The organism is Micromonospora sp. BS32 (assembly GCF_059089345.1).
Genome location: NZ_JBSSHR010000019.1, coordinates 26,959 through 53,810 on the forward strand (window position 1 = coordinate 26,959; position 26,852 = coordinate 53,810).

General features: G+C 72.4%; 20 protein-coding genes and 2 pseudogenes. 8 read left to right on the forward strand and 14 right to left on the reverse strand.

Annotation, left to right across the window (positions count from 1 at the left end; genetic code table 11):
* Positions 1–150: 150 nt before the first annotated feature.
* Both AC5RWQ_RS23970 and AC5RWQ_RS23975 read left to right on the forward strand, forming a co-directional pair.
* Positions 151–2,004 carry a bifunctional metallophosphatase/5'-nucleotidase gene (locus tag AC5RWQ_RS23970; protein ID WP_494284910.1) on the forward strand — a complete coding sequence of 618 codons (1,854 nt, stop codon included), beginning with the start codon at positions 151–153 and terminating at the stop codon, positions 2,002–2,004.
* A 266-nt stretch (positions 2,005–2,270) separates the two neighbouring features.
* Complete coding sequence (locus AC5RWQ_RS23975; protein ID WP_494284911.1) at positions 2,271–2,648, forward strand: chorismate mutase; 378 nt, start codon at positions 2,271–2,273, stop codon at positions 2,646–2,648.
* Between the two features lie 71 nt (positions 2,649–2,719).
* Here AC5RWQ_RS23975 and AC5RWQ_RS23980 read toward each other — a convergent pair whose 3' ends face one another.
* The 5 genes from AC5RWQ_RS23980 to AC5RWQ_RS24000 form a co-directional block, all read right to left on the reverse strand.
* Positions 2,720–3,733, reverse strand: coding sequence for an ABC transporter ATP-binding protein (locus tag AC5RWQ_RS23980; RefSeq protein ID WP_494284912.1), 1,014 nt, complete (start codon positions 3,731–3,733; stop codon positions 2,720–2,722).
* Positions 3,726–4,754 carry an ABC transporter ATP-binding protein gene (locus AC5RWQ_RS23985; protein ID WP_494284972.1) on the reverse strand — a complete coding sequence of 343 codons (1,029 nt, stop codon included), beginning with the start codon at positions 4,752–4,754 and terminating at the stop codon, positions 3,726–3,728. Before AC5RWQ_RS23985 ends, AC5RWQ_RS23980 begins: the two co-directional genes overlap by 8 nt.
* A 26-nt stretch (positions 4,755–4,780) precedes the next feature.
* Positions 4,781–5,758 carry an ABC transporter permease gene (locus tag AC5RWQ_RS23990; RefSeq protein ID WP_494284913.1) on the reverse strand — a complete coding sequence of 326 codons (978 nt, stop codon included), beginning with the start codon at positions 5,756–5,758 and terminating at the stop codon, positions 4,781–4,783.
* Between the two features lie 72 nt (positions 5,759–5,830).
* Positions 5,831–6,757 carry an ABC transporter permease gene (locus tag AC5RWQ_RS23995; protein ID WP_494284914.1) on the reverse strand — a complete coding sequence of 309 codons (927 nt, stop codon included), beginning with the start codon at positions 6,755–6,757 and terminating at the stop codon, positions 5,831–5,833.
* 157 nt (positions 6,758–6,914) lie between these two features.
* Entirely contained in the window at positions 6,915–8,552 is a 1,638-nt protein-coding gene (locus tag AC5RWQ_RS24000) for a peptide ABC transporter substrate-binding protein (protein WP_494284915.1), read from the reverse strand.
* Positions 8,553–8,963: 411 nt separating this feature from the next.
* On the opposite strand from AC5RWQ_RS24000, the gene AC5RWQ_RS24005 reads away from it, so the two are divergent.
* Positions 8,964–9,698: a PIG-L deacetylase family protein gene (locus AC5RWQ_RS24005; RefSeq protein WP_494284916.1), complete on the forward strand. Its 735-nt coding sequence runs from the start codon at positions 8,964–8,966 to the stop codon at positions 9,696–9,698.
* A 17-nt stretch (positions 9,699–9,715) separates the two neighbouring features.
* Here AC5RWQ_RS24005 and AC5RWQ_RS24010 read toward each other — a convergent pair whose 3' ends face one another.
* Entirely contained in the window at positions 9,716–10,402 is a 687-nt protein-coding gene (locus AC5RWQ_RS24010; RefSeq protein ID WP_494284917.1) for a response regulator, read from the reverse strand.
* Position 10,403: 1 nt separating this feature from the next.
* Positions 10,404–11,669 (reverse strand): PspC domain-containing protein, encoded by a 1,266-nt coding sequence (locus AC5RWQ_RS24015; RefSeq protein ID WP_494284918.1) that lies wholly within the window; start codon positions 11,667–11,669, stop codon positions 10,404–10,406.
* A gap of 170 nt (positions 11,670–11,839) precedes the next feature.
* On the opposite strand from AC5RWQ_RS24015, the gene AC5RWQ_RS24020 reads away from it, so the two are divergent.
* The 3 genes and pseudogenes from AC5RWQ_RS24020 to AC5RWQ_RS24030 all read left to right on the forward strand — a co-directional run bounded on the left by AC5RWQ_RS24020 (position 11,840) and on the right by AC5RWQ_RS24030 (position 15,349).
* Complete coding sequence (locus AC5RWQ_RS24020) at positions 11,840–13,345, forward strand: PspC domain-containing protein (protein WP_494284919.1); 1,506 nt, start codon at positions 11,840–11,842, stop codon at positions 13,343–13,345.
* Positions 13,342–13,584: pseudogene (locus AC5RWQ_RS24025) on the forward strand (hypothetical protein); the annotation flags it as partial. The gene AC5RWQ_RS24020 and the pseudogene AC5RWQ_RS24025, both read left to right, overlap by 4 nt.
* A gap of 517 nt (positions 13,585–14,101) precedes the next feature.
* Positions 14,102–15,349 (forward strand): phosphatidylserine decarboxylase, encoded by a 1,248-nt coding sequence (locus AC5RWQ_RS24030; RefSeq protein WP_494284920.1) that lies wholly within the window; start codon positions 14,102–14,104, stop codon positions 15,347–15,349.
* A gap of 57 nt (positions 15,350–15,406) precedes the next feature.
* Here AC5RWQ_RS24030 and AC5RWQ_RS24035 read toward each other — a convergent pair whose 3' ends face one another.
* From AC5RWQ_RS24035 to AC5RWQ_RS24045, 3 genes are all read right to left on the reverse strand, one after another.
* Positions 15,407–16,345, reverse strand: a complete 939-nt coding sequence (locus AC5RWQ_RS24035) for a CDP-alcohol phosphatidyltransferase family protein (RefSeq protein WP_494284921.1) — start codon at positions 16,343–16,345, stop codon at positions 15,407–15,409.
* Between the two features lie 347 nt (positions 16,346–16,692).
* Entirely contained in the window at positions 16,693–17,613 is a 921-nt protein-coding gene (locus AC5RWQ_RS24040) for an NUDIX domain-containing protein (protein ID WP_494284922.1), read from the reverse strand.
* 79 nt (positions 17,614–17,692) lie between these two features.
* The gene (locus AC5RWQ_RS24045; RefSeq protein WP_494284923.1) at positions 17,693–18,640 is read right to left on the reverse strand and encodes an NUDIX hydrolase; all 948 of its coding nucleotides are present in this window, start codon (positions 18,638–18,640) and stop codon (positions 17,693–17,695) included.
* A 144-nt stretch (positions 18,641–18,784) separates the two neighbouring features.
* On the opposite strand from AC5RWQ_RS24045, the pseudogene AC5RWQ_RS24050 reads away from it, so the two are divergent.
* A pseudogene (locus AC5RWQ_RS24050) lies at positions 18,785–19,087 on the forward strand (PspC domain-containing protein); the annotation flags it as partial.
* 109 nt (positions 19,088–19,196) lie between these two features.
* On the opposite strand, the gene guaA reads toward AC5RWQ_RS24050, so the two are convergent.
* Entirely contained in the window at positions 19,197–20,753 is a 1,557-nt protein-coding gene (gene guaA / locus AC5RWQ_RS24055; RefSeq protein ID WP_494284924.1) for a glutamine-hydrolyzing GMP synthase, read from the reverse strand.
* 101 nt (positions 20,754–20,854) lie between these two features.
* Positions 20,855–22,552 carry an FAD-dependent oxidoreductase gene (locus tag AC5RWQ_RS24060; RefSeq protein WP_494284925.1) on the reverse strand — a complete coding sequence of 566 codons (1,698 nt, stop codon included), beginning with the start codon at positions 22,550–22,552 and terminating at the stop codon, positions 20,855–20,857.
* Between the two features lie 137 nt (positions 22,553–22,689).
* Here AC5RWQ_RS24060 and AC5RWQ_RS24065 point away from each other — a divergent pair, with 137 nt between their 5' ends.
* Positions 22,690–23,811 carry an LCP family protein gene (locus AC5RWQ_RS24065; RefSeq protein ID WP_494284926.1) on the forward strand — a complete coding sequence of 374 codons (1,122 nt, stop codon included), beginning with the start codon at positions 22,690–22,692 and terminating at the stop codon, positions 23,809–23,811.
* Here the strand turns inward: AC5RWQ_RS24065 and AC5RWQ_RS24070 are convergent.
* Both AC5RWQ_RS24070 and AC5RWQ_RS24075 read right to left on the reverse strand, forming a co-directional pair.
* Positions 23,808–25,271, reverse strand: coding sequence for a M1 family metallopeptidase (locus AC5RWQ_RS24070; protein WP_494284927.1), 1,464 nt, complete (start codon positions 25,269–25,271; stop codon positions 23,808–23,810). The two genes, AC5RWQ_RS24065 and AC5RWQ_RS24070, sit on opposite strands and share 4 nt — an antisense overlap.
* 89 nt (positions 25,272–25,360) lie before the next feature.
* The gene (locus AC5RWQ_RS24075) at positions 25,361–26,770 is read right to left on the reverse strand and encodes a M1 family metallopeptidase (protein WP_494284928.1); all 1,410 of its coding nucleotides are present in this window, start codon (positions 26,768–26,770) and stop codon (positions 25,361–25,363) included.
* Positions 26,771–26,852 lie beyond the last annotated feature (82 nt).

The following is a 26,852-nucleotide window of genomic DNA, read 5'->3' on the forward strand; positions in this document are numbered from 1 at the left end:
GCCGGCCGGACACTTCCCGCCCGCGCACGCCCGGGTGCGAGGTGAGACGAACCTGTCACGGAGTCCCCTCTGGCGCCTTCGTCCCCCAGCCGGAACGATGACGGTGAAAACCCCGGCTCCTCCCCCGTACCCGACCTGGGAGAAACAATCATGAGTCAACCGCGTCCGCGCGGTCGGGCCCTGCTGCGCCACCTCGCCGCACCGGCCCTCGCCCTGGCCGTCGTGGCCACCCTGCCCGTCACCGGCCGGCCCGGACCGCAACCGGCCGCCGACGTCCCGGCGGCGGGCCTGGCCCCCGTCGCCGTCTCGTACGCCTCCGCAACCGGCGGCGAGATCAAGGGCCAGTTCCTCAGCTACAACGACTTCCACGGCGCCATCGACCCACCCGGCGGCAGCGGCGCCACGGTCAACGGCACCCCCGCCGGCGGGGTGGAATACCTCGCCACCTGGCTCAAGAAGCTACGCGCCGAGGCGGCCGCCGAGGGCCGGAAGACCACCACCGTCGGCGCCGGCGACCTGATCGGCGCCACCCCGCTGGTCAGCGCCGCGTTCCACGACGAGCCGACGATCGAACTGATGGACGAGGTCGGGCTGGAGATCAGCTCGGTCGGCAACCACGAGTTCGACGAGGGCGTCGACGAGCTGATCCGGATCGACAAGGGCGGCTGCCACCCGGTCGACGGCTGCGCCGACGGCGACGGCTTCGCCGGCGCGAAGTTCACCTACCTGGCCGCCAACACGATCAGCAAGAAGACGAAGCTGCCGATCCTGCCCCCGATCGACGTGCGCTTCGTCGGCGGTGTGCCGGTGGGCTTCGTCGGCGTCACCCTGGAGGGCACCCCGGGCATCGTCAACCCCGCCGGCATCACCTCGGTGGAGTTCCGGGACGAGGTGGAGACCGCCAACAAGTGGGGCGGCCTGCTCAAGCTCTTCGGCGTCCGGGCGATGGTGCTGCTGGTGCACGAGGGCGGGGCCCAGTCGCCGCCCCCGAGCACCCCCGGCGTCTCCGACTGCGCCAACTTCTCCGGCCCGATCGTGGACATCGTCCGCGGCCTGCGCCCGGAGTTCGGCCTGGTGGTCTCCGGGCACACCCACCGCTTCTACTCCTGCTCGCTGCCGAACTCCTCGGGCACGCAGAGCGTGGTCACCAGCGCCGGCAGCAACGGTCAGCTGATCACCGACGTCGACTACTCGCTGGACCGGCGCACCGGCCGGTTCACCGGCATCACCGCGAAGAACGTGATCGTGGAGAACGGCGTCCGCAACCCGGACGGCAGCTGGCAGCAGACCGCGCCCGGCGTCTTCGCGCGCAACCCCGAGCTGGTCGACCCGGGCGCCAGGGCGCTGGCCGACAAGTACCGGGCCGCGGTCGCCCCGATCGCCAACAAGGTGGTCGGGAGGATCAGCGCGGACATCGTCCGGGACGCGAAGCCCAGCGGCGAGAGCCCGCTCGGTGACGTGATCGCCGACGCGCAGCTGGCGTACACCAGGGGCGATGGGGCGCAGCTGGCCCTGATGAACCCGGGCGGCATCCGGGCGTCCCTGTCGTACGGGGCGTCGGCCGGCGGCGAGGCGCCGGGCGAGGTGACCTATGGCGAGGCCTTCACCGTCCAGCCGTTCAACAACCTCGTGGTCACCCAGACGCTCACCGGCACGCAGCTCAAGAGCGTGCTGGAGCAGCAGTTCGTCGGCTGGAACGGGCAGACCACCCAGCGGATCCTCCAGGTCTCCGCCGGGCTGACCTACTCGTACGACAGCAGCGCCGCGGCGGGCTCCCGGGTCAGCGCGCTGGCACTGAACGGCGCACCGGTCGATGCCGCGGCCAGCTACCGGGTCACCACGAACGACTTCCTCGCCAACGGCGGGGACGGGTTCACCGACCTGAAGGCCGGCACCGGCCGGACCACGGCAAGGGGCTTCGACGTGGACGCCCTCGTCGCGTACCTGGGCGCCGGCGCCCCGGTCGCGCCCGGTCCGGCCGACCGGATCTCCAGGCTCGGCTGAGCTGACGTCGACGCGGCGCGGTCCCGGCTCCCCGGGGCCGCGCCGCGTCCCACGGGTTGGCCGGAATCCTTGCGCGGCCGGCCCACCGGTCGGCATACTCGACGACGTGATCGAGGCGCGCTTCTACTTTTACTACGGCACCGGGAGTCCGGCAGCCGTAGGTCGCGCCTGATCGTTCAGACCTGCGAAAGCCCCGGGCTCGGAGAGCCCGGGGCTTTTTCGTCCCGGGATCCGGGCACCGGGCCCGACACCCGAGGGGTACGACGATGATGACTGACGTGGTGGAGTCCAGCGGCAGCCTGGCGCGTGACGACGACCGGCCCGGCAGCGACGCGAACGGGGCGGCGACCGCCCGCACCGGCACCGGCACCGGCACCGGCACCGGCACCGACGACGCGGCGGCGGCCGAGCGGATCGTGGCCATCCGGGAGCGGATCAACGAGATCGACCGCACGATCATCGCGCTCTGGCAGGAGCGGGCCGCGCTCTCCCAGGAGGTGGGGGCGACCCGGATGGCCTCCGGCGGCACCCGCCTGGTGCTCTCCCGCGAGCGGGAGATCCTGGAGCGGTTCCGCCAGGCGCTCGGGGCCGACGGCACCCAGCTCGCGCTGCTGCTGCTGCGGGCGGGCCGCGGCCCGCTGTGAGGCGGCCGGGGGCGGAAACGGCGAACCGCCTGCCACCGTCGGGCTGACGGCGGCAGGCGGTCCGGACGGTGTCACGCCCCGTGGGTGGCGACGATCTCCCGCTTCTCGGCGAAGTGGCAGGCGCTCGGGTGGTCCGAGCCCCGCCGGATCTCCAGCAGCGGCGGCTGCTGGGCGCAGATGTCCTGCGCCTTCCAGCACCGGGTGCGGAACCGGCAGCCCGAGGGCGGGCTGATCGGCGAGGGGACGTCACCGGTGAGCCGGATGATCGCCTTGTTGTCCCGCAGCGTCGGGTCCGGCACCGGCACCGCCGAGAGCAGCGCCTGGGTGTACGGGTGGGTCGGCCGCTCGTAGATCTCGTCCTCGGTGCCGATCTCCACGATCTTGCCGAGGTACATCACCGCGACCCGATCGGAGAGGTGACGCACGACCGACAGGTCGTGGGCGATGAAGACGTACGACAGGCCGAACTCGGTCTGCAGCTTCTCCAGCAGGTTCATCACCTGGGCCTGGATCGAGACGTCCAGGGCCGAGACGGGCTCGTCGCAGATGATGATCTCCGGCCGCAGGGCGAGCGCCCGGGCGATGCCGATGCGCTGCCGCTGGCCACCCGAGAACTGGTGCGGGTACCGGTTGATGTGCTCCGGGTTGAGGCCGACCAGGTCGAGCAGTTCCTTGACCTTGTCCCGGCGACTGCCCTTCGGCGCCACCTCCGAGTGGATCTCGAACGGCTCGCCGATCAGGTCGCCGACCGTCATCCGCGGGTTGAGCGAGGTGTACGGGTCCTGCATCACCAGCTGGATCTGCCGGCGCATCGCCTTCAGCGAGGAACCGGAGAGCTTGGAGATGTCCCGACCCTTGTAGTGCACGCTGCCGGCGGTCGGCTTCTCCAGGTTCATCAGAACCCGGCTCAGCGTCGACTTGCCGCAGCCCGACTCGCCCACCACGCCGAGCGTCTCGCCGGCCCGCAGGTCGAAGGAGACGCCGTCGACGGCCTTGACCTGGCCGACGGTCTTCTTGAACACGATCCCCTGGGTGACGGGGTAGTGCTTGACCAGGTCACGTACTTCGAGAATGTTCTCAGACACGGTTCACCAGCTCCTCGGCGAAGTGGCAGGCGCTGGCCCGACCGGCGCCGATCTGCAGCAGCGGGGGGACCTTCTCCCGGCACACCGGCTGCGCCATCGGGCAGCGCGGGTTGAACGGGCAGCCCGGCGGAATGTTCATCAGGTTCGGCGGGAGACCCTTGATGGTCCGGAGCTGCTGGCCCTTTTCGTCCAGCCGCGGGATCGACTCGAGCAGCCCGAGGGTGTACGGGTGCGCCGGCTTGGCGTACAGGTCGTACACGTCGGATTCCTCGACGATCCGGCCGGCGTACATGACCGCGATCCGGTCCGCGACATCGGCGACCACGCCGAGGTCGTGGGTGATCAGGATCATGCCCATCCGCCGCTCCCGCTGGAGTTCACCGAGCAGGTCCATGATCTGGGCCTGCACGGTCACGTCCAGCGCGGTGGTCGGCTCGTCGGCGATCAGCACCTCGGGGTCGAGCGCCAGCGACATCGCGATCATCGCGCGCTGCCGCATACCGCCGGAGAACTGGTGCGGGTAGTTGCTGAACCGGCCCTTGGCGTTCGGGATCTTGACCTGGTCGAGCATCTCGATCGCGCGCTTCTTGGCGTCCGTGCGGCTCATGCCGCGCCGGATGCGGAACTGCTCGGCGATCTGGAACCCGACGGTGAAGACCGGGTTCAAGGCGGAGAGCGAGTCCTGGAAGATCATCGCGATGCCCTCGCCGCGGATGCGGCGCCGCTCCTCGGAGGACATCTTGAGCATGTCCTTGCCGTGGAAGCGGACCTGGCCGCCGGTGACGAACCCGGGCGGCATGTCGAGGATGCCCATGATGGTCTGCGCGGTGACGCTCTTGCCGGAGCCGGACTCGCCGAGCACGGCGAGGGTCTCCCCCGCGTCGACGTGGTACGTGACCCCGTTGATGACCTTGGCGACGCCGTCCCGGGTGCGGAACTCGACCCGCAGGTCTTCGACCTCGAGCAGCCGGCCGGAAGGGCGGCCGGATCCGTCGGCGCCGGGCCGGGACTGCTGGGACACGAGAATGTCGGACAACTCAGTCTCCCCTATCGGAGCTTCGGGTCGAGGGCCTCGCGGACCGCCTCGCCGAGCATGACGAAGCTCAGCACGGCGGTGACGAGGAACGCGGAGGGGAAGAAGAGCAGGAAGGGCGATACCCGGATGTAGTTCTGCGCTTCGTTGATCATGATGCCCCAGGACACCACCGGGCTCTTCAGGCCGATGCCCAGGAAGGACAGCGTGGCCTCCGCGCCGATGAACGAACCGATCATGATCGTCCCGTACACCAGCAGTGGCGCCAGGCAGTTCGGCAGCAGGTGCTTGAGGATGATCCGGCTGGTGCTGGCGCCCATCGCCCGGGCCGCCACGATGTAGTCGGCCTCCTTGGTGGCCAGCACCGAGGAACGCATCAGCCGCATCACGACCGGCCAGGTGAGCACCACCAGCGACGCGATGACCAGGCCCATGATCTGCGTGGAGGTGTTGTTCGAGGTGGCGCCGTTGAACGTGGTCAGGATGACGATCGAGCCGAGCACGAACGGCAGGCCGAAGAAGATGTCGGCGATCCGGGAGAGCAGGCCGTCGACCCAGCCGCCCTTGTAGCCGGCGATGATACCCATCACTCCACCGATCAGCATGGTGCCGATCACGGAGAGCAGCGAGACCACGATCGAGGCGCGGGCGCCGTAGATGGTCCGGGCGAACACGTCGCGGCCCTGCACGTCGTAGCCGAACCAGGCGTCGCTGGAGGGCTCGACCCGGCTGCGCGACAACGCCTGGGCGTAGGGGTCGCCGGAGGTGAACAGCGACGGGAAGGCGGCCATCACCACGAAGATCAGGATGAACGTGGCCGAGATCCAGAACAGCGGCTTGCGCCGCAGGTCCCGCCACGCGTCGCCGAGGAGGCCGCGCGGCTTCTCCTTCTTGGCGTTCTCCGGGAGGCCCGCGTTGGTCGGGGCGCCGATCTCGGTCGGCTGCTCCGGACGGGGGGTGCTGACGATCGAAGCGGCACTCGGGTCACTCATGCCTGCACCTCGCTGCGCTCAGCGCAGGGCTGGTTGCCCGCGCACACTGCAATGACGATTCGTTCGCTGCGCTCACTCATAGCGAATCCTCGGGTCCAGGGCGGCGTAGAGCAGGTCCACCAGCAGGTTCATCACGAGATAGACGAGCACCAGGACCACCACGATGGAGACAACCGTAGCGCTCTCCTTGGTGACGATCGCCCGCAGGACGGTGCGTCCGATTCCGTTGATGCCGAAGATGCCCTCGGTGATGATCGCCCCACCCATCAGGGCACCGAGGTCGGTGCCGAGCAGGGTCACCACCGGGATCAGGGAGTTGCGCAGCAGGTGGATGCCGACCACCCGGCGCATGGGCAGGCCCTTCGCGATGGCCGTCCGGACGTAGTCGGCCCGGCGGTTCTCCGCGATGCTGGTGCGCGACACCCGGGCGATGTACGCCATGGACGCGCTACCGAGCACGAAGCCCGGGAGGATCAGCTCGGTCAGACGCATCTCGTTGGAGACGGTGGGGGTGACGATGCCCCACTTCACGCCGAAGAGCCACTGGAGCACGAAGCCGACGACGAAGACCGGCAGCGCGATCAGGAAGAGCGTGGAGACCAGGACCAGGTTGTCCAGGAAGCCGTTGCGGCGCAGGCCGGTCAGCACGCCGGCGGTGAGGCCGATCACGGCCTCGATCGCCAGGGCCACCGCGGCCAGCTTCAGGGTGTTCGGGTACGCGGTGGCGATGATCTCGCCCACCGGCCGCCCGGTCCAGGTCGAGCCGAAGTCCCCTTGCAGGAGGTTCTTCATGTACGTGGCGTACTGCACCCAGATCGGCTGATCCAACTGGTACTTCTCGGTCATCATGGCGACGTAGTTCGCGGGGCAGCCCCGATCGCCGCACTTGCCGGCGAACGGGTCACCAGGGACCGCCCAGACCAGCGCGTAGATCATTAACGTCGTACCGATGAAGACCGGAACGAGTTGGAGCAGCCGTCTCACCAGATAACGGCCCATGGGGTGGTCCTCCTGACAAGGGGGCGCGCGCCGGGCGGGGTATGCCGACACACGGATGGCGACAACGTTGCGAGGAGATGTTGTACACCCCCTCGCGGAACGGCCCCGGGTCGGGCTCACCGGTAGGCGAGCCCGACCCGGGGTCAGACCGTTCGGATCAGAGCTCGACGGAGGTGATGTCGAGCTCACCGACGTTGGAGAGCTCCATCTTCTTGATCTTCTCGGAGTGGCCGGACTGCTGGCCACCGAAGTAGATCGGCATGGACGGAACGTCCTGGTCGATCTTGGCAACGGCCTCGGCGAACTTGGCGTGCGCGTCCTCGATGCTCGGCGCCGAGCTGGCGGCCTTGGCCAGGGCGTCGACCTCGGGGTTGCTGTACAGACCGTCGTTCGAGGAGCCATTGGTCACGTAGAGCGGGTTGACCCAGTTCTCGACGTCCGGGTAGTCCTGCTGCCAGCCGGCGCGGTAGGCACCGTCCATCTTGTGGGCGTTGATGTTCTGGCGGAAGACCGCGAAGGTCGGCACGCCGACGGCGACCGCGTCGATGTTGAGCGTGTTCTTGATCTGCCCGGCGACGGCCTCCATCCAGTCCTTGTGGCTGGCGTCGGCGTTGTAGTACATCTTCAGCTGGCCCTTGAAGCCACCGGCCTTGGCCAGCAGCTGCTTGGCCTGCTCCGGGTCGTACTTGCAGGCGGTGCAGTTGCCCGGCTTCGCGCCCGGGGTCAGCGGGTTGGCCCAGCTGTCGGCCGGCTTGCGGTTACCGAAGAAGATCTTGTCGGTGATCTGCTGGCGGTCGATCGACAGCGAGATCGCCTTACGAAGGTCCGCGTTCTTGAAGCGGGCGTCGTAGATCGGGAACGCGATGATGCCGGTGGACGGCGTGGTGGAGGCGATGGCCCGGTCGCCCAGGTCCGCCTTCCACTTGTCGCCGGCCAGCGAGGAGACCGGAACCTGCTGCTGGAAGTCCAGGTTGCCGGAGACCAGGTCGTTGTAGGCCGCCGTGTCGTCCTGGTAGATCTTGACGGTGACGTCCTTGATCTTCATCTTGTCGCGCAGGGAGTAGTCGTCGAAGCGGGTGAGCTTGATCGCGACGTTGTTCTCCCAGGACACGAAGCTCACCGGGCCGTTACCGATCGGCTTCTTGCCGAACGCCTCGGGGTTGGTGAAGAACGAGTCCGGCAGCGGCATGAAGGTGCTGTAGCCGAGCTTGGTCGGGAACACGGCGGTCGGCGCCTCGAGGGTGACCTCGAAGGTCCAGTCGTCGACGACCTTGAGGCCCTTCATCTCCTTCGCGGTCGGCGTCGGGGCCTTCTTCGGGCCGTCCTCGTCCGGGTCGGAGGTGTTGACGTCCGCGAAGCCGGCGATGTCGGCGAAGAAGCTGGCGTTCTGCGCGCCGTTCGGCGAGTAGGCGCCCCAGTTCCAGGCGTCCACGAAGTTCTTGGCCTTCACGACGGTGCCGTCGTGGAACTTCGTGTCCTTCTTGATCTTGATGGTGTAGACCTTGGAGTCCTTGGTCTCGATGGACTCCGCAAGCGCGTTACGCGGCGCGCCACCGTCGTTCGGGTACTCCACCAGCCCGGTGAAGAGCCAGTCGATGACCTTGCCGCCACCGGTCTCGGTGGTGTTGGCCGGAACCAGGGGGTTCTCCGGCTCGGTGCCGTCGATGACGATGCTGCCGTCCTTGCTGGCGGCGCTGGTCGTGTCGTCACCGTTGCCGCTGGAGCAGCCGGTCGCGATGAGCGCGAATGCCGCGCCCACAGCGATGGCGCCGCTCGCCCGCTTCGAGACTCTCATTCCGAGGGGCCTCCTCTTTCTAACCTGGTTCCGTCGTGGGTTTCACGCACGTATGGGGGGTGATGCCGCCAGTGACCCCGATGTCGCAGGTCACCGGTTTTACCGCAGAGAAATCGGGGAACCGATCCGCCGGGCTACCCCATCTCTCGCGCTCGGCGCCGCGCAGGCTCGACGGCCACGAAGCGCTCCTGGCGGAGCGGTGCCGTGGCCGGCGGGACGTGCGGGGTGCCTCACGCCAGGGGTGAGGTGCTGCCACTGTGACACCCACCGGCCCATTACGTGAAGGTGCCGTTATCAAGCCGTTAGTTGGTTGCCACGTTGCCGATACTTGAGAGAAGATCATGATCTGCCCTGGTCGTACCGCTCTGAGCAGGTAAGACAGCAAGCCGGCCATGCGTAAGCTCAGGGTTTGTGAGCTTCCCCGCCTCCGCGCCGGCCCTCTCCGACGTTCGCCGGACGCTGGCCGTTTTTGCCCATCCGGACGATGTCGACTTCGGCTGTGCGGGCACGATCGCCGGCTGGGTGGAGGAAGGCGTCGAGGTCGCGTACCTGATCGTCACCTACGGGGACGCCGGTGGCTTCGACGACACCGCACGGGAACGGATGCCCCGGATCCGGGCGGCGGAGCAGCGCGCCGCGGCGGCCGAGGTCGGGGTCACCCGGGTCGACTTCCTGGAGGGCTACACCGACGGGACCGTCGCCCCGACCCTCGGGCTGCGCCGCGACGTCACCGCCGCCATCCGGCGGTTCCGGCCGGACCGGGTGCTCACCAACTCGCCGCTGCGCCGCTGGGAGCACCTGTCCGGCCCGAGCCACCCCGACCACCTCGCCGTGGGCGAGGCCGCCACCTGCGCCGTCTACCCGGACGCACGCAACCCCTTCGCCCACCCCGACCTGCTCGCCGAAGGGCTGGAGCCGTGGGTGGTCCGGGAGATCTGGTACGCCGGCGGCCCGGCCCCGGACCACGCCGTCGACATCACCCGGCACACCGAACGCAAGATCGCGGCGATGCGGGCGCACCACACCCAGACCGGTCACCTGGACGTGGAGACCTGGGTACGCGACCGGCTGACCACCGTCGCCGACAACGCCGGGCTGCCGCCGGGCCGGCTGGCCGAGGCGTTCACCGTGCTGCGCACGGAGTGACCGGACGGTCCGGCGGATCAGACCAGGCGGCGGTCCGCCGCCCAGCGGGACAGCTCGTACCGGTTGGACATCTGGAGCTTGCGCAGCACGTTCGACACGTGCGTCTCCACCGTCTTGATCGAGATGAAGAGCTCCTTGGCGATCTCCTTGTACGCGTAGCCCCGGGCGAGCAGGCGCAGCACCTCGCGCTCGCGGTTGGTGAGCTGGTCCAGCTCCGGATCGGCCACCGGGGCGTCCGGCCGGGCCGCGAAGGCGTCCAGCACGAACCCGGCCAGCCGGGGGCTGAACACGGCGTCGCCGTCGGCCACCCGGCGGATCGCGGCGGTCAGCTCGTCCGGCGAGATGGTCTTGGTGACGTACCCCCGGGCGCCGGCCCGGATCAGCCCGATCACGTCCTCGGCCGCGTCCGACACGCTCAACGCCAGGAACCTGACCTGCGGGTGGGTACGCCGCATCGCGTCCAGCACCGCCCGCCCGCCACCGTCGGGCATGTGCACGTCCAACAGCACCACGTCCGGCTCGGTGGCGGCGATCCGGGCGACCGCCTCGGCCACCGTGCTCGCCTCCCCGACGACCTCGACGTGCCCGCCCAGCTCGGCCCGGACACCGGCCCGGAACATGGCGTGGTCGTCGACCAGGAACACCCGCAACCGCTGCGCGCGGGGGGCCGTCCCCTCCACCGGATCCATCGACTGCTCCGCCATGTCACTTGTCCCTTTCCGCCGTGGAGCCGCTGCCGCTGATCGGGAGGATCAGCCGTACCTCGGTCCCCTCACCCGGCCCGGACCGGATCTCCGCCCGGCCGTCGTGCCGTTTCATCCGCCCGATGATCGAACCTCGGACGCCGTGCCGGTGATCCTCCACCGTATCCGGATCGAAACCCTTCCCCCGGTCCCGGACGAACGCGCTCACCTGCTCGGGCTCGACCTCCGCGTAGAGCGAGACGGTCTGCACACCGGCGTGCCGGGCCGCGTTGACCAGGGCCTCCCGGGCCGCCGCCACCAGCGCGCCGACCCGCTCGTCGGTCTCCCGGTCGCCGACCACCACCGCCTCCACGGTGATGGCGAAGGTGTCCTCGACCTCGGCGGCGGCCTGCTCCAGCGCCGCCGCGAACCGTTCGGTGGGCGACCCGGTCGGCTTGTAGAGCCAGTTGCGCAGCGAGCGCTCCTGCCCCCGGGCCAGCCGCTGTACGGCCTTGACGTCGCTGGCGTTGCGCTGGATCAGGGCGAGGGTGTGCAGCACCTGGTCGTGCACCATCGCGGCCAACTCGGCGCGTTCCTGCTCCCGGATCCGCCCCTCCCGCTCCGAGCGGAGCTGGTTCCAGGTCCGCCAGAGCAGCGGCGCCGCCACCACCCCGACGCCGGCCAGCCCGACCAGCGCGAAGATGACGCCGTTGACCACCGCGTCGACGTTCTGCACCGGCGAGTAGACCGCGGCCACGCCGATGATGCCGACCGCCACCAGCACGCCGCCGCCGACGAAGCGGAGCACGAAGGCCCGCCGGTCGCTCTCCTCGATCACCGCGCCGAGCCACGGCACCGGCAGCGACTCGCCCCACTGCCGGCGGCGCTCCGGCCCGGACTGGTGCCAGATCACCCCGGCCCCGACCGCGATGATCGCCACCAGCCAGCCGGCGGTGCCCGTCGCGCCGACGGAGTCGAAGACCAGCACCTGTACCAGCAGCACCCCGAGGCCGATCAGCACGAAGGGCAGCAGTTGGGCCAGGTCCCGCCGGGCCGGCGTGCTGGTGTCGCCGGGACGCAGCGGCACCACCGCCCAGAACGCGGCGTAGAGCAGCAGTCCCAGCCCGCTGAGGCCGAGCAGGACCATGAAGGCGACCCGGACTCGCAGCACCGAGATGCCGAGGTGGTCGGCGATGCCGGCCGCCACACCGGCGGCCATCCGGTGCTCGGGCGCCCGGTAGAGGCGGGGCGGCGGGGTCACGGTGCTGATCGGAGGCTCCCTGCTCACGGACGGCACGGCGCGCGAACGGTGCGTGTCGACGCCGGTTCCGATCGTCACACGGGACGGAGCCGTGCGACCACGGGGACGCCCCCGACTTCGGGGGCGCCCGGATCTCAGGGTGGCGTCAGGGTCGGGTCCTGAGGACGCTCGGGCGGGCCACGCAGCAGGATCGAGGCATGACCGAGGAAGCTGCCCCGTCGCCCCGCCCCGGGCCGACCGAGCCGGCCGGGGCGCCGACCGCGCCGACCGCCGCCGGCCCGGCCTGGTCGGCGCCGGCGTCGCCCGCAGGGGGCGACCCGCCACCGCCCCCCGGTGGGTACGCCCCACCGTCCGGCGCCGCCGGCTTCACCTCGCGGTACGGCCTGGTCCGTCCCCGCGACGGCCGCTACCTGGCCGGGGTCTGCGCAGCGATCGGCCGGGCCACCAACACCGACCCGGTGCTGTGGCGGGTGATCCTCGCCGTGCTGGGCTTCTTCGGCGGCGTCGGCCTGCTCGTCTACGTCGCCGCGTGGCTGACCATCCCGGGCGAGGGGGACACTGCCTCCCCGCTGGAGTCGATGCTCGGCCGCGGCCGATCCAGCATGTCCCCGGTCACCGTGATCGTGCTCGGCATCCTCGTGGCGGTGAGCTTCGGCTACATCGTCACCGACGCGTTCCGGGCCGTGCTGCTCGGTGCCGCCATCCTGATCGGTGGGGCGCTGCTGCTCAACCGGGACAACCGGCCCGGGGCGGCACCGCCACCCGCCCCCGGACCGCCGGCCGCGCCGCCCGGACCGGTTCCCCCGGTCAGCTACCCGGCGCCCGACTACTTCGCTCCGGCGCCGGCCGCCCCGCCGCCGCTCGCCGCCGCCGAGCCCCGTACCGCCGAGCTGCCGGCGAGCACCTGGACGGGTACGCCGGCCACCGCCGAGCTACCGGCCGGGTCGACCGTCGTGCCCCCGGCGCCGCCGGTGGCCGCGCCCCTGCCGCCCGGCGGCTACCGGCCGCCGTTCGCCCCGCGCGGCCCCTGGGCGGGGACGTACCCGCCGCCGCCCCCGGCCCCGCCGAGGGTCAAGCCGCCGAAGCGGCCGCGGGAGCGGTCCGCGCTGGGACCGGTCACCTTCTCGCTGATCTTCCTGGCGCTGGGCGTGGTCGCCGTCCTGGACCTGCTGGACGTCTTCCCGATCGGCGCGGCCGGCTACTTCGCGGCGGCCCTGGCCACCATCGGCCTCGGGCTGCTGGTCGGCACCTGGTTCGGCCGGGCCCGCTGGCTGATCGCCCTGGGCCTGGTCACCACCGCGGCACTGGGGGTGGCCACGGTGGCCGAGTCCTACGACCGGATCCGCGGCGTGGACGGCACCGTGACCTGGTCGCCGGCCGACTACCGTGCCCTCGCCACCCGGTACGAGAACAGCTTCGGCGACGCCACCCTGGACCTGCGCGCGGTGGACTTCACCAACCGGGACGCCGAGATCACCGTGGTGGTGAACTTCGGCGAGGGGACGGTGGTGGTACCGCCGAACGTCGACGTGACCACGGTGACCGAGGTGCGGGCCGGCGACGCCACGGTGTTCGGCCAGCGGCCGGCCGGCACGGACGGCCGATCCCGGGAGGTCACCGACCTCGGCGCCGACGGCGCCGGCGGTGGGAAACTGCGCCTGTACGTGCACGTCAACGCCGGCAATCTGGAGGTGACCCGGTGAGGGTCCACCGCACCGACCTCGTCTCGCTCGCCTTCGGGTTGCTCTTCCTCGGGTTGTCGGCCTGGTGGCTGCTCGCCCAGATCCTCGGACTGGCCCTGCCCCCGGTCGGCTGGTTCCTGGCCGGTGCGCTGCTGCTGGTCGGTCTGCTCGGCCTGATCGGCGCGCTGCGCACGGCTCGGCACGCCGACCGGGAGCCCGCCGACGCCGGCGGGCCGGAGCCCGCCGCCGAACCCGACCGGGCGGGCACCGGCGACCCGTACCGGTGGGACGGCCCGGAGACCGCCGACGTGCGGATCGAGGGTCCGGAGACCACCTCCGCCCCGTTGTGGGGACCGGACGAAGCGGCGGCGGAGCCCGAGCCGGCGTACCGGCCGGTGGCAGAGGCCGACGAGTGGCCCACCGGGGCGGTCACCGACCGGCCCGCGGAGGCCGTCTCCGACCCGCCGGCCGACGCGCCGGACGGGCCGGCGGAGGAACCCGGCGACGGCCGGACGCGCGAGATGCCCCGCCTCCCGTCGGCCGCCCCGGTCAGCGGCCCCCCGGCCGGCGAACACCGACCGCCGGCCTGAGCACGCCGGTGCGGCCGCCGGGCACGGACTCGTATGCTGGCCGGTGGAGATTCCGCCTCCGCCGGCCGGCCGTCCCGCCCGTGGTCGCGCCGCCGGGTCGCCCGGCCCGACCGGGGTCGCGCCGACCAGGTCACGGGGGCGGTCCCGCCGCGATGCCCGTCTCTACCCCGTCAGGAGCCCGTCCGACATGACCCAGTCCCCCGCCGTGCGCACCCCCGGCCCGTCCGGCCCGGTCCGCATCGGCGAGCGCGCCGCCCGTACCCTCGTCACCGAGCTGGCCCGGCGTAACGACCCGAAGACCGCCCTCCTGGTCGGCGCGGCCCCGGAGTCCGCGGTGCTGGCCGCGGCGATCGACGCGCTGCTCCCCGGCGACACGCTCACCGTGGTGCCGGCCGGGACGACCGGCGCCGCCGCGCTCCGCGAGCACGTGACGGCCCAGGGCCGCTGGGTCGCCGACCGGGTACGCGTCGTCGACACCCTCGCCGAGGCGGACGCCGCCGAGGTGGTGGTCGCGGCCGAGCCGTTCACGGGCACCGCCGAGGAGGCGCGGACGACGATCGACGGGCTGGCCAAGTACCTCACCGACGGCTCCGTGCTCAGTGTCGCCGCGCCGGTCTTCCGCAGCGCCGGAGCCGCCGCCGAGCTGGACCGGCAGGGCGTGCTGCACGGGGTCGGTAACGACCTGGTGCTGCGCAACACCCCACCGGTCCGGGTGCACCACCTCCGGTTCACCCCGGCCGACGTCGCGCTGGCCGCCCGGCTGGCCCCGGCGCACCGGCCGTCCAGCGTCCCGCTGACCCGGGGCATGCACCTCGACTCCAACGGCGTCGCGGCGGCCGGGATCGCCCTCGGGCTGGCCGCGCTGGCCCGGCTCACCCGGCCGAAGTCCCGGCTGTGGCTGGTGCCGGCGCTCGCCGCCGCCCCGGTCGCCGCGTTCTTCCGCGACCCGCAGCGGGACGTCCCGGAGGACCCGTCCGCCGTGGTCGCCGCCGCGGACGGCCAGGTGCTCTCGGTGCAGCGGCTGCACGACGAGCGCTTCGGCGCCGGCGAGTGGCTGCGCGTCGCCGTCTTCCTCTCGGTGCTGGACGTGCACGTCAACCGGGCGCCGGTCGCCGGCAAGGTGGTCGACTACTTCGTCGCCGACGGCGGCTTCGTCAACGCGATGAAGCCGGACGCCGAGCACAACGTGGCGGCGTACACGGTGCTGGACACCGACCACGGCACGGTGGTGGTGGCGCAGCGGACCGGCCTGATCGCCCGGCGGATCGTGCAGCGGGCGCCGGTCGGCGCGCTGCTGGCCCGGGGTGAGCGCTTCGGCCTGATCCGGTTCGGCTCGCGCACCGACGTCTACCTGCCGGCGGACGCCGCCGAGCCGCTGGTCGGCCCCGGCGACAAGGTGGTCGGCGGCTCCACGGTCATCGCCCGCTGGGTGTGACGAACGCGCGAAGGGGCGCCGCGGTCGCGGCGCCCCTTCGTCGTACGTGCGGGTGGGTCAGGCGGTCCGGCGCTGGTGCAGCCAGAGCAGCGGGCCGCTGACCAGGTAGCCCACCACCACGAGGGCGAAGGTGAGCCGGATGTCGACCAGCGCACCGACCACCGGGGCCAGCCAGAGCCACGGGGGCAGCTTGACCAGGCGGGCGAGCTTCGCGTACGGGAAGCTGCTGACCATCGCGAAGGCGAGCAGCGCGACGCCGGCGATCTGCACGACGGCCGGCAGCGGCAGCCCGATGGCGACGGTCAGGGCGAGCACCGCCGCCGCCATGGTGGTCGGCACGCCGCAGAAGAAGCGGCCGTCCTTGGGCGAGACGTTGAACCGGGCGAGCCGGATCGCGGCGCAGCCCGCGACGAGCGCGGCGGCGACGGCGGCGGCTCCGGTGGGGGCCGAGCCGACGAGCGAGGCGTAGACCACCACCGGGGCGGCGAGGCCGAAGGAGCACATGTCGGCCAGCGAGTCCATCTGGGCGCCGAACGGGCTGGCCACGCCGAGCTTGCGGGCGAGGGCGCCGTCGAGGCCGTCGAAGGCCACGCAGGCGATCAGGAGGAGCGCGGCCACCCGGGCCTCACCGGCCATCGCCACGAAGATGGCGTTGATGCCGAGCACCAGGCTGGCCAGGGTGCAGGCGTTGACCAGGGCGAACTTCATCCGGCGGGCCGGGGTGCGGGCACCGGGCAGCAGCGGGATCGACATCGCCGATGCGTCGTCGTCGACCGGCGACGTCGGGGCGACGGCCGGGCTGACCGGCATGATCGCCTCGAGCTCGGCCCGGTCGGGGCCGATGGTCCGGTCGAAGCGGTCGGCCAGGTACCGGCGGCGCTGTCGGTCGACGAGGCGCTCGGGAAGCACCAGCCCGGTGTCGCCACGCAGGTCGCCGTCGCGACGGCCCACCCGGACGAGCAGCACCTGGCGGGCGAACGTGCTGCTGCGGCGCAACCGGCCCGCCCAGCGACGCCCTGCGGGGCGCGGACTGTCAGTCGTACGACGCCGGCGCCATGGGGCTCTCGGCACGTTTCCTCCATCACCGGATCGGCTGACCGCCCTGATGGGCGGGTGTCCGGCTGTCTCGTGCCGGACCGCTGTTGGCCCGGCAGCCCGTTCAAGCGGAGTACACCATTGCACAGGAAGTGGCGGTTGGCGATAGCTGCCGGCGGTACTTATATCTCCCTTAACCACGCGAACCGCTATCTTGTTCCCATCTCTGGCCTCATCGCCTGTTTTCTCCGGCCAACCTCTGTTTCGACTGTACCGGAGCCCGCCCCGGTTGGCCGGGCGAGCGGGTGCTATCGGCCTGCACGTCCGGTTGCCAGCGCCGCCACCTCGGTCAGCCGCAGGCCCGCGACCTGCGCGGATGTGAACCACGCCGCCCGTTCGGTCGATCCGCCGGCCTGCTCGGTGACCACCGGCTCCCCCGGCCGGTCGACCCGGACCCGGTAGACCACCCTCACCGCGTGCCAGTCCAGCGGCCGGCCCTCGGGACCGAGCGCGGCAGGGTTGTGCAGATTGTCGACCGTCAACAGCTCGACCACCCGGCCGAGCTGCCCGGACTCCTCCACCAGCTCGCGCAGCAGCCCGGCCGCCGGCTGCTCGCCGTGATCCGTGCCACCACCGGGCAGGTGCCACCGGCCGGCGCCCGGGTAGCCCGCCGCGATCATCGTCAGCAGCACCCGGTCGGCCGGGTCGGTGACCAGCCCGTACGCCGCGAAGCGCTGCCGACGGTCGGCGGTGGGCGGGGCGTCCGGCGGCAGCGGCCGGGGCAGCTCCGCCGGCAGCGGCGTGACCGGCAGGCCGAGCAGCTCGGCGGTGAACGGCATCAGCGGCACCACCGCCGCCTCGTCCGGGGTGAACCAGGCCAGCGCGTCGCTGCCGCCGACCGGCTCGGGGCGCGGCTCGCCACCGCGGACCCGGACGTCGAAGATCAACCGGTCGGTGTGCACGGCCAGGTCGGGACCGCCGTCGGCGGTGCGGAAGGTGGCCACGTCGGCCACCGCGGCCCGCGCCCCGGCCACCTCGACGTCGAGGCCGGTCTCCTCGGCGAACTCCCGGACCACCGCGTGCGCCGGGTGCTCGGCGTGCTCCACGCCGCCACCCGGCAGCTGCCACACCCCCGGGTACGGGCAGGACGCCGCCCCACGGGCCAGCAGCACCCGCCCCGCGTCGTCCGTGCAGAACCCGTACGCGCCGATCCGCCGCCGCTCCCGCACGCCCACTCTCCCGCCCTCACCCCGTCGATCATGAGGTTAGCGGTCGGGCGGCCGGCGTGCCGGTCGACCGGTCGGGAGGTCAGGTGAGCCGGGCCGCCTGCACGGCCTCGGCCGTCACCTCGGTGAGGCGGTCGGTGGGGAGTGCGCCCAGCTCCTCCTTGGCGAACCAGCGCGCCTCACAGGTGGAGCCGCCGACGTCGTACACGGTCGGCGGGGCCGGCTGGTCGACCACCACCCGGTAGAAGGCGCGCACCCCGTGCCAGTCGATCGGGTAGCCCTCCGGGCCGAGCGAGGCGGCGTCCCGGTGGCTGGCCACGCCCAGCAGCTCGACCAGGCGGCCGTTCTGCCCGGTCTCCTCGACCAGCTCGCGGATCAGCGCGGCGCCCGGCTGCTCGCCGTAGTCGGTGCCGCCGCCGGGCAGGTGCCAGCAGCCCGCCCCCGGGTAGCCGTCGGAGACCCGGGTGAGCAGCACCCGCCCCTCCGGGTCGGTCACCACCGCGTACGCGGCGAAGCGCTGCGCCCGGTGCAGCCCGTCCGGGCCGGGCACGGCGTAGAAGGACGGGAACTCGGGGGCCTCGTCCGGCACGATGTCGGCCGAGGAGGCGGGCAGGGCGAGGGCGCGCGCGGTGAACGAGCGCAGCGGCAGCCGGCGCGCTTCCTCCGGGGTCACCCAGCGAGCCAGATCGGTGGGCCGATCGACGCGGTCGGCGAGGGTGCCGCCGCGGACCGAGACCCGGTAGATCAGCCGGTCGGTGTGGATGGTGATGCCCCGGTCGGGCAGCGCCCGCATGTCGGCGAGCACGTCGTCGAGGCCGGACACGGCGACCGAGAGCCCGGTCTCGGCGGCGGTTTCCCGGACGACGGTGTGCTTCGGGTCCTCACCGTGGTCGACCGCCCCACCGGGCAGGGACCACACGCCGGGGGTGCCGGAGCGCCCCGATGCGCGGACCAGCAACACTCGGCCGACTGAATCAGCACAGACTGCGTATGCCGCGATCCTGCGGAGCGGCTCCAGCAAGGTGGTCACGGAGCTAAATTCTCCCCGCCCTGGGTTACCTGTATCGAAAAGAGTCAGATTCCTGACTCTTGGCTGGCACCTCAGGGATCGATCAGGGTAGGGATCGGGGCGGTCACCGAGGACGGCCGGCCAGCCGGCGCGGAGCGTGGAGACATGACCTCGACCCACACCCCCCACGCCCCGTACAAGCAGCTCCGCCGCCCGACGACGGACCGGATGGTGGCCGGCGTCGCCAGCGGCATCGGCCGGTACTTCGCCGTCGACCCCACCCTGGTCCGGGTGGTCTTCGCGGTGGCGGCCCTGGTCACCGGCGGTTTCGCCGCGCTGGCGTACCCGATCATGTGGTTCCTGATGCCGGAGGAGCCGGCGGACGCCCCCGCCTGGCCGCACCCGACGGGCGTCGCGCCCCAGGCCGGCCCGGCCGGCTGGCCGACCCCGGCGCCGCAGCCGGCCCCGCGCGACTGGCCGACCGCGGCCACGGCGGCGGTGCCGACCGTGCGGCCGGAGCCCGAGCCCCGGACCGCGCCTCAGCCGCCGACGCCGCCGGCCGCCTGAGCCGGCCGGCTCACTCCCACTCGATGGTGCCCGGCGGCTTGCTGGTCACGTCCAGGACCACCCGGTTGACCTCGGCGACCTCGTTGGTGATCCGGGTGGAGATCCGGGCGACCACCTCGTAGGGCAGCCGGGACCAGTCGGCGGTCATCGCGTCCTCGCTGGAGACCGGGCGCAGCACCACGGGATGCCCGTAGCTGCGCCCGTCACCCTGCACACCGACGCTGCGCACGTCGGCCAGGAGCACTACCGGGAACTGCCAGACGCCCCGGTCCAGGCCGGCGGCGGTCAGCTCCTCCCGGGCGATCAGGTCGGCCCGGCGCAGCAGCTCGAGCCGCTCCCGGTCGACCGCGCCGATGATCCGGATGGCCAGGCCCGGACCGGGGAACGGGTGCCGCCAGACCATCGCCTCGGGCAGGCCCAGCTCCAGGCCGAGCGCCCGGACCTCGTCCTTGAAGAGCGTGCGCAGCGGTTCGACCAGGGCGAACTTCAGGTCCTCCGGCAGGCCGCCGACGTTGTGGTGACTCTTGATGTTGGCGGTGCCGGTGCCGCCGCCGGACTCCACCACGTCCGGGTAGAGGGTGCCCTGCACCAGGAACTCGACGTCGCCGTGCGAGGCGATGTCCCGGGCGGCGGCCTCGAAGACCCGGATGAACTCCCGGCCGATGATCTTGCGCTTCTGCTCCGGATCGGTCACCCCGGCCAGCGCGCCGAGGAAGCGCTCCTGCGCGTCGACCACCTTGAGCTTGATGCCGGTGGCCGCGACGTAGTCCTTCTCCACCTGCTCGGCCTCGCCCGCGCGCAGCAGGCCGTGGTCGACGAAGACGCAGGTGAGCTGGTCACCGACGGCCTTGTGCACCAGCGCGGCGGCGACCGCCGAGTCCACCCCGCCGCTCAGGCCGCAGATGACCTCCTTGTCGCCCACCTGCTCCCGGATCCGGGCCACCTGCTCGTCGATGATGTTCGACGGGGTCCAGGTCGGCTCGATGCCGGCGATGTCGTAGAGGAACCGGGACAGCATCTCCTGGCCGTGCGCGGTGTGCCCGACCTCCGGGTGGAACTGCACGCCGGCCCGGCGCCCGACCAGGTCCTCGAACGCCGCCACCGGCGCGCCCGCCGACTCGGCGGTCACCGTGAAGCCCTCGGGCGCCTCGGTCACCGCGTCGCCGTGGCTCATCCAGACCGGCAGATCAGCCGGCAGATCGCGCAGGAGCACGCCGGGTTCGAGGAGGCGGGGACGCAGCGGGGTGCCGCCGTACTCGCGGTTGCCGGTCCGCGCGACCGTGCCGCCGAGCGCCTGGGCCATCGCCTGGAAGCCGTAGCAGATGCCGAAGACCGGCACGTCGGCGGTGAACATCCCGGCGTCGATCTGCGGCGCGTCGGGCGCGTAGACGCTGGACGGGCCGCCGGACAGGATGATCGCGGCCGGGTTCTTCGCCAGCATCTCGGCGACCGGCATGGAGTGCGGGACGATCTCCGAGTAGACCTTCGCCTCGCGCACCCGACGCGCGATGAGCTGGGCGTACTGGGCTCCGAAGTCCACCACGAGGACGGGGCGAGGCGTGCTCATGTGCAGAAAGCCTACCGACAGTCACTTCCGGCCCGGGCACGGGCCGTGCTTCCCGCGCGCCGCGTCACGTCGCCGCCGGTCAGGGTCGCCGCCGGTGGCGCTCAGGGACGGAGCGCCGCCGGGGCGCCCGCCGGCACCGCCGGACTCCGCGGTGTTACGGCCGCCACCCGGCGGTACGCCTCGCCGAGCGGCGGCCGGGGGTCCTCCTCGCCCTTGTTGGGCCAGAAGGACATCGCCCGCTCCGCCTGGGCGGTGATCGTCAGCGACGGGTTGACGCCGAGGTTGGCGGAGACCGCCGCGCCGTCCACCACGTGCAGCCCCGGGTGGCCGTACACCCGGTGCCAGGGGTCGATCACCCCGTCGCCGGGGGTCGCGCCGATCACCGCACCGCCGAGGATGTGCGCGGTCATCGGGATGTTGAACGGCTCGGTCAGCGCGCCGCCGGGGGTGCCGCCGATCTCCTCACCGAGCAGCCGGACCGCCTGGTTGCCGGCCGGGATCCAGGTCGGGTTGGGCGCACCGTGCCCCGGACCGGAGACCAGCCGCCGGCCGAACGGGCCGCGCCGCCAGCGGGTGGTCAGCGAGTTGTCGGCGGACTGCATCACCAGCGCGATCACCGTCCGCTCGGACCAGCCGCGCACCGAGAGCATCCGGGCCGCCAGGCCGGGCTGCCGGACGATGCTGCCCAGCCAGCGCCGGACCCGGTGCGGGCCGCCGTCGACCAGCAGCGACTGGAGCAGCCCCATCGCGTTGGAACCGCGGCCGTAGCGGACCGGCTCGATGTGGGTCTGCGGGTCGGGGTGGAACGAGCTGGTGATCGCCACCCCCTCGGTGAAGTCCATCCGCTGCGCCCGGGCCCGTTGGCGGGGCACCGAGGCGCCGAGGATCGCCTCCGAGTTCGTCCGGGTCAGCTCGCCCAGCCGGTCCGACAGGTGGGGCAGCGCCCCGCTCGCCTTCATCTCGTGCAGCAGCCGCTGGGTGCCGAGCGCCCCGGCGGCGAAGACCACCTGGTCGGCGTGGATCACCTGCCGGCGCCTGCGCAGCCAGGCCCCGGTACGCACGGTGTGCACCTCGTACCCGCCGTCGGCGGCCGGGCGGACCGCGGTGACCGTGGTCAGCGGGTGGACCCGGGCGCCGAGCCGCTCGGCCAGCCAGAGGTAGTTCTTGACCAGGGTGTTCTTGGCGCCGTGCCGGCAACCGGTCATGCACGAGCCGCAGTGCGTGCAGCCCGTCCGCTCCGGCCCCACCCCGCCGAAGTACGGGTCGGCGACCCGCTGCCCGGGGCGGCCGATGTGCACCCCGACCGGGGTGGCGTGGAAGGTGTGCGCCACCCCCATCCGCTCGGCGACCGCCCGCATCGCCCGGTCCGCGCCGGTGACGATCGGGTACGTGGTGACTCCGAGCATCCGCTTGGCCTGGTCGTAGTGGCGGGCCAACTCGTCGCGCCAGTCGGTGACGTTCCGCCACTGCGGGTCGGCGTAGAAGGCGTCCAGCGGCTCGTAGAGGGTGTTGGCGTAGACCAGGGAGCCGCCGCCCACCCCGGCGCCGGAGAGCACCATGACGCCGCCGCCGGACTTCCGGTCGGCCGAGCGGAGCAGGGTGATCCGTTGCAGGCCGTAGCAGCCGAGCCTCGGCGCCCAGAGGAAGCGCCGGGCCCGCCACGAGGTCTGGGGGAACTCGTCGTCGGCGAACCGCCGGCCGGCCTCCAGGACCCCGACGGTGTACCCCTTCTCGGCCAGCCTCAGGGCGGTGACGCTGCCGCCGAAGCCGGACCCGATGACGACCACGTCGTACCGCATGAACGCATCATTACCGGTGGGTAGCCATCGCGCCAGTGCCGTTTTGCGGCGATCATGATGCTGTCGAGCTGGTCCGCCCGGCCCGGGCCGCAACTTCCGCCCCCTGTCGGAGCGTTGTGCACACGGGGGTGGCGAGGATGAGCCAGGAGAGCGGAGCGCGGCGACCGCGCTGGATATTGGGCGTGGCCGCCCTCGGGGCGGTGCTCCTGGTGGTGGCGGCCGCCCTGGTGATCGCCCGGCTGGTCCGCGACGACGAGCCGTCCCGGCGGACCGGCGCGGTCGCCGCCACCGGCACCCCACAGGCCGCCACCGCCACCCCGAGCCCGACCGCCCCGCCCGGCACCGGCGTCACCGGCCCGCTCAACCTGCTGGTCGTCGGCCTGGACACCCGGGTCAGCGTGCCCGGCTGGGAGCCGCACAGCGACGCGGTGCTGGTGCTGCACGTACCGGCCGGGCTGGACCGGGCGTACCTCTTCTCGCTCCCCCGCGACCTGCTGGTCGACATCCCGGCGTTCCCGAAGTCGGGCTGGAAGGGCGGCCGGACGAAGCTGACCCACTCGATGAGCTACGGCAGCCGGGTGCCCGGCAAGCCGAAGGAGCCGAACCCGGCCCAGGGGTACGAGCTGCTGCGCAGCACGGTCAGCGGCTACACCGGGCTGCGCATCGACGCCGGCGCGGTGATCAACTTTCCGGGGTTCGAGAAGCTGGTCAACACCCTCGGCGGGGTCGACCTCTACGTCGACGAGAAGGTGACCTCCATCCACCGCAGGCCGGACGGGAAGTACCGGGACCTGCTCCCGTCGGGCGGCGGTTACACCGGGCCGCAGATGGTCTACGAGCCGGGCGACCGCCACCTCAACGGCTGGCAGGCGCTGGACTACGGCCGGCAGCGCTACATCACCGGCGGCGACTACGCCCGGCAGCGCCACCAGCAGCAGCTGATCCGGGCGCTGACCGCCAAGATCCTGAGCGACGACCTGGCCCGGCAGCCGGACCGGGTGCAGCAGGTCATCGACGCGCTCGGCGCCAGCCTGATCTACGTCGGCGGCCCGCGGATCGTCGACGTCGCCTACGCCCTGGGCGGGCTGGACATCGCCCGGTTCACCCTGGTCGCGCTCCCCGGCAACGGGGTGGGCAAGGGCAGCGCCTACAAGGGTGAGCAGCTCACCCCGGTCGGCCGGGGCTTCCTCCCCGCGCTCAAGGCGGGCGACGCGGAACAGTACCTCGACGCCCACCCCGAGCTGCGGGTGAAGAACTAGAGCTTCTTCGGGACGGCGGGCTTCTTCGTGCCGTTGAGCCAGGCGGCGAAGAGCGCGTCGAGCTGCTTGCCGGAGATCCGCTCGGCCAGCGCCACGAACTCGGCCGTGGTGCCGTTGCCGTCCCGCTGCTCCTTGGCCCAGGCCTTGATGATCTGGAAGAACTTCTGGTCGCCGACGGACATCCGCAGCGCGTGCGCCGTCATCCCACCGCGCTGGTAGACCGACTCGCCGAACAGGTTCTTCACCCCCGGCCTGCCGGGCGGGGTCTTCCAGACCGCGGCCGGCACCCGGGCCATCCGGATGTCGAACGCCTGCTGGGCGGTGTACTCCCCGGTGTGCTCCGCCCAGAGCCACTCGGCGTACGTGGCCAGACCCTCGTTCAGCCAGATGTCCTGCCACTTCTCCAGCGCCACGCTGTCGCCGAACCACTGGTGGGCCAGCTCGTGCGCGACCACCTGGGTGTTCTCGCCGCGGCGGAAGAAGCCGGCGGAGTAGACCGGGCGGCTCTGCGTCTCCAGCGCGTAGTGGATGCGGTCGTCGGAGACGACCACCCCGCCGTACGCGCCGAACGGGTACGGGCCGAAGACGGTCTCCAGGTAGTCGGCCACCTTCACGGTCTGCGCGATGGACCGGTCCGCCGCGCCCTTGGCCACCTTGGTGGTGACGGCGCTGTAGACCGGCCGTCCCTTGTGCTGCCCGGTGGTGATCCGGAAGTTGCCGATCACGACGGTGCTCAGGTAGCTGGCCATCGGGGACCTCTCCGACCACTTCCAGGTCGTCCAGCCACCGGTGCTGGTCTTCCCGCCCGGTACGCCGTTGCTGACCGCGGTCAGCCCGTCCGGGACGGTGATCTCGAAGTCGTAGGTGGCCTTGTCGGAGGGGTGGTCGTTGACCGGGTACCAGGTGCTGGCCGACTCCGGCTGGCCGAGGGCGATCGCGCCGTCGGCGGTGTGCAGCCAGCCGCCGTCGCCGATCACCTCGTTCTTCAGCGCCCTCGGCGTACCGCCGTAGGTGATCTCGGCGACGAAGTCGGCGTCCTTGGCCAGCCCGGTCGCCGGGGTGACCACCAGTTCGTTCTTCTCCGCCGTGTGGCCGGCGTCGGCGCCGTCGACGGTCACCGCGCTCGCGGCGAGGCCGGCGAGGTCCAGGTGGAACGACTTCAGGTCGGCGGTGGCCTTCGCCCGGACCGTGGTGACGCCGGTGAGCTTGTCGGACTTCGGGTCGTAGCGGACCTTGACCGTGTAGCCGGCGACGTCGTAGCCGCCGTTGCCGTACGTCGGGAAGTAGGCGTCCCCGACGCCGGCCGCCCCGGGCTGGAAGTTCCGCGACGGCTGCGGCTCGGCGCTCGTGGTCGCCGTCGACGACGTCGCCGACGGGGCCGGCTCCTCCGCGTCGCAGGCCGTCAGCCCGAGTGCGCCGGTCGCCAGCAGCGCGGCGCCCATCGACAGGCTCCTCCGCATCCTTCTCATCGTTCGCCCTTCCCCGTGGCGCGACCGCCCGGCCGGGTCGGTCGTCGTCGGCAGCCTAGCGATCGACGGTCACCACGTCGTCACGGCAGGCCGGGAGCGGTGGCGCCGACCAGCCAGGCGTCGAAGAAGGCGTCGAGCGACCGACCGGCGACCTTCCCGGCGTACGCCACGAAGTCGGCGGTGGTGGCGGTGCCGCCCTTCCGCTCGGCGGTCCAGCCGCGCAGGATGCGGAAGAAGGTGTCGTCGCCGACGGTGCGGCGCAACGCGTGCACGGCCAGGGCGCCGCGCCGGTAGACGGCGTCGCCGAAGAGCTCCGCGGTTCCCGGGTCGACGGACGGCTCGGACCAGTCGGTCACCGCGTACTGGAGCTCGAAGGCGCGCTGCGCGGTACGGCCACCGGTGTGCTCGGCCCAGAGCCACTCGGCGTAGGTGGCGAAGCCCTCGTTGAGCCAGATGTCGCTCCACCGGGCCACCGAGACGCTGTCACCGAACCACTGGTGGGCCAGCTCGTGCGCGACCACTCCCTCGTCCGGCCGCCCGGTGCGGAAGAAGCCCGGACCGTACACCGGCCGGGACTGGGTCTCCAGGGCGTACCGGATCCGGTCGTCGGCGATCGCCACCCCGCCGTACGCGTCGAACGGGTACGGGCCGAAGCGTTCGGCGAGGAAGTCCACGATGGCCCCGGTGCGGGCGAGCGAGCGGGCCGCCGGGCCGTCGGCGGGCAGCCCGGCGGCGACCGCGGTGACCATCGGCCGGCCGGCGTGGGTGCCGGTGGTGACCCGGTAGTCGCCGATCACCAGCGTGCACAGGTAGCTGGCCATCGGGGACGACTCGGTCCACCGCCAGGTGGTCCAGCCGTCCGCGCTGGTCCGCTCCCCGGGCACCCCGTTGCCGATCGCCGCGAGTCCCTCCGGGACGGTCGCCTCCACCTGGTACGTCGCCTTGTCCGACGGGTGGTCGTCGACCGGGAACCAGGTGGCCGCCGAGTCGGGCTGGCCGAGCGCGATCGCCCCGTCGGCGGTGTGCAGCCAGCCGCCGCTGCCCAGCACGCCGTCGGAGACGGCCGTGGGCACCCCGGCGTAGTCGACCTCGACGGTGAAGCCGGCGCCGCGCGGCAGCCCCCGGGGCGGGGTGACCACCAGTTCGTCGCCGTCGCGCCGGTGCGCGGCGGTCGTCCCGCCGACGGTGACCCGGGAGACGTCCAGCCCGACCAGGTCAAGGTTGAACCGGGAGAGCGCCTGGGTGGCGGTGGCGTCGACGGCGGCGTGGCCGGTGAGCCGGTCGCTCGCCGGGTCGTAGCGCACCCGCAGCCGGTACGCCGAGACGTCGTAACCGCCGTTGCCGTGGCCGGGCACGTACGGGTCCCCGGCGTCGGCCGCCCCGGGCCGGAACCCGTCGTCGGTGCAGCCCGCGCCGGACGCGACGACGCAGGTCAGCGCGGCGACGAGGGCCAACCGGCGGCGGGCCCGGCTCCGTCCGGTCTGGACCATGCGCTCCTCCTCTTCGATCTCCGACGAGCCTAGCCAGGGTGGCGGGAGCCGAGGCCGGATCGGAGACTTCCACCGCGCGGTA

Excerpts from the sequence above, each read along its gene's own strand:
- AC5RWQ_RS23970 (WP_494284910.1), top strand. The coding sequence starts at position 151 with ATGAGTCAACCGCGTCCGCGCGGTCGGGCCCTGCTGCGCCACCTCGCC.
- AC5RWQ_RS23975 (WP_494284911.1), top strand. The coding sequence starts at position 2,271 with ATGATGACTGACGTGGTGGAGTCCAGCGGCAGCCTGGCGCGTGACGAC.
- AC5RWQ_RS23990 (WP_494284913.1), bottom strand. The coding sequence starts at position 5,758 with ATGAGTGACCCGAGTGCCGCTTCGATCGTCAGCACCCCCCGTCCGGAG.
- AC5RWQ_RS23995 (WP_494284914.1), bottom strand. The coding sequence starts at position 6,757 with ATGGGCCGTTATCTGGTGAGACGGCTGCTCCAACTCGTTCCGGTCTTC.
- AC5RWQ_RS24000 (WP_494284915.1), bottom strand. The coding sequence starts at position 8,552 with ATGAGAGTCTCGAAGCGGGCGAGCGGCGCCATCGCTGTGGGCGCGGCA.
- AC5RWQ_RS24010 (WP_494284917.1), bottom strand. The coding sequence starts at position 10,402 with ATGGCGGAGCAGTCGATGGATCCGGTGGAGGGGACGGCCCCCCGCGCG.
- AC5RWQ_RS24020 (WP_494284919.1), top strand. The coding sequence starts at position 11,840 with ATGACCGAGGAAGCTGCCCCGTCGCCCCGCCCCGGGCCGACCGAGCCG.
- AC5RWQ_RS24030 (WP_494284920.1), top strand. The coding sequence starts at position 14,102 with ATGACCCAGTCCCCCGCCGTGCGCACCCCCGGCCCGTCCGGCCCGGTC.
- guaA (WP_494284924.1), bottom strand. The coding sequence starts at position 20,753 with ATGAGCACGCCTCGCCCCGTCCTCGTGGTGGACTTCGGAGCCCAGTAC.
- AC5RWQ_RS24060 (WP_494284925.1), bottom strand. The coding sequence starts at position 22,552 with ATGCGGTACGACGTGGTCGTCATCGGGTCCGGCTTCGGCGGCAGCGTC.
- AC5RWQ_RS24065 (WP_494284926.1), top strand. The coding sequence starts at position 22,690 with ATGAGCCAGGAGAGCGGAGCGCGGCGACCGCGCTGGATATTGGGCGTG.
- AC5RWQ_RS24070 (WP_494284927.1), bottom strand. The coding sequence starts at position 25,271 with ATGCGGAGGAGCCTGTCGATGGGCGCCGCGCTGCTGGCGACCGGCGCA.
- AC5RWQ_RS24075 (WP_494284928.1), bottom strand. The coding sequence starts at position 26,770 with ATGGTCCAGACCGGACGGAGCCGGGCCCGCCGCCGGTTGGCCCTCGTC.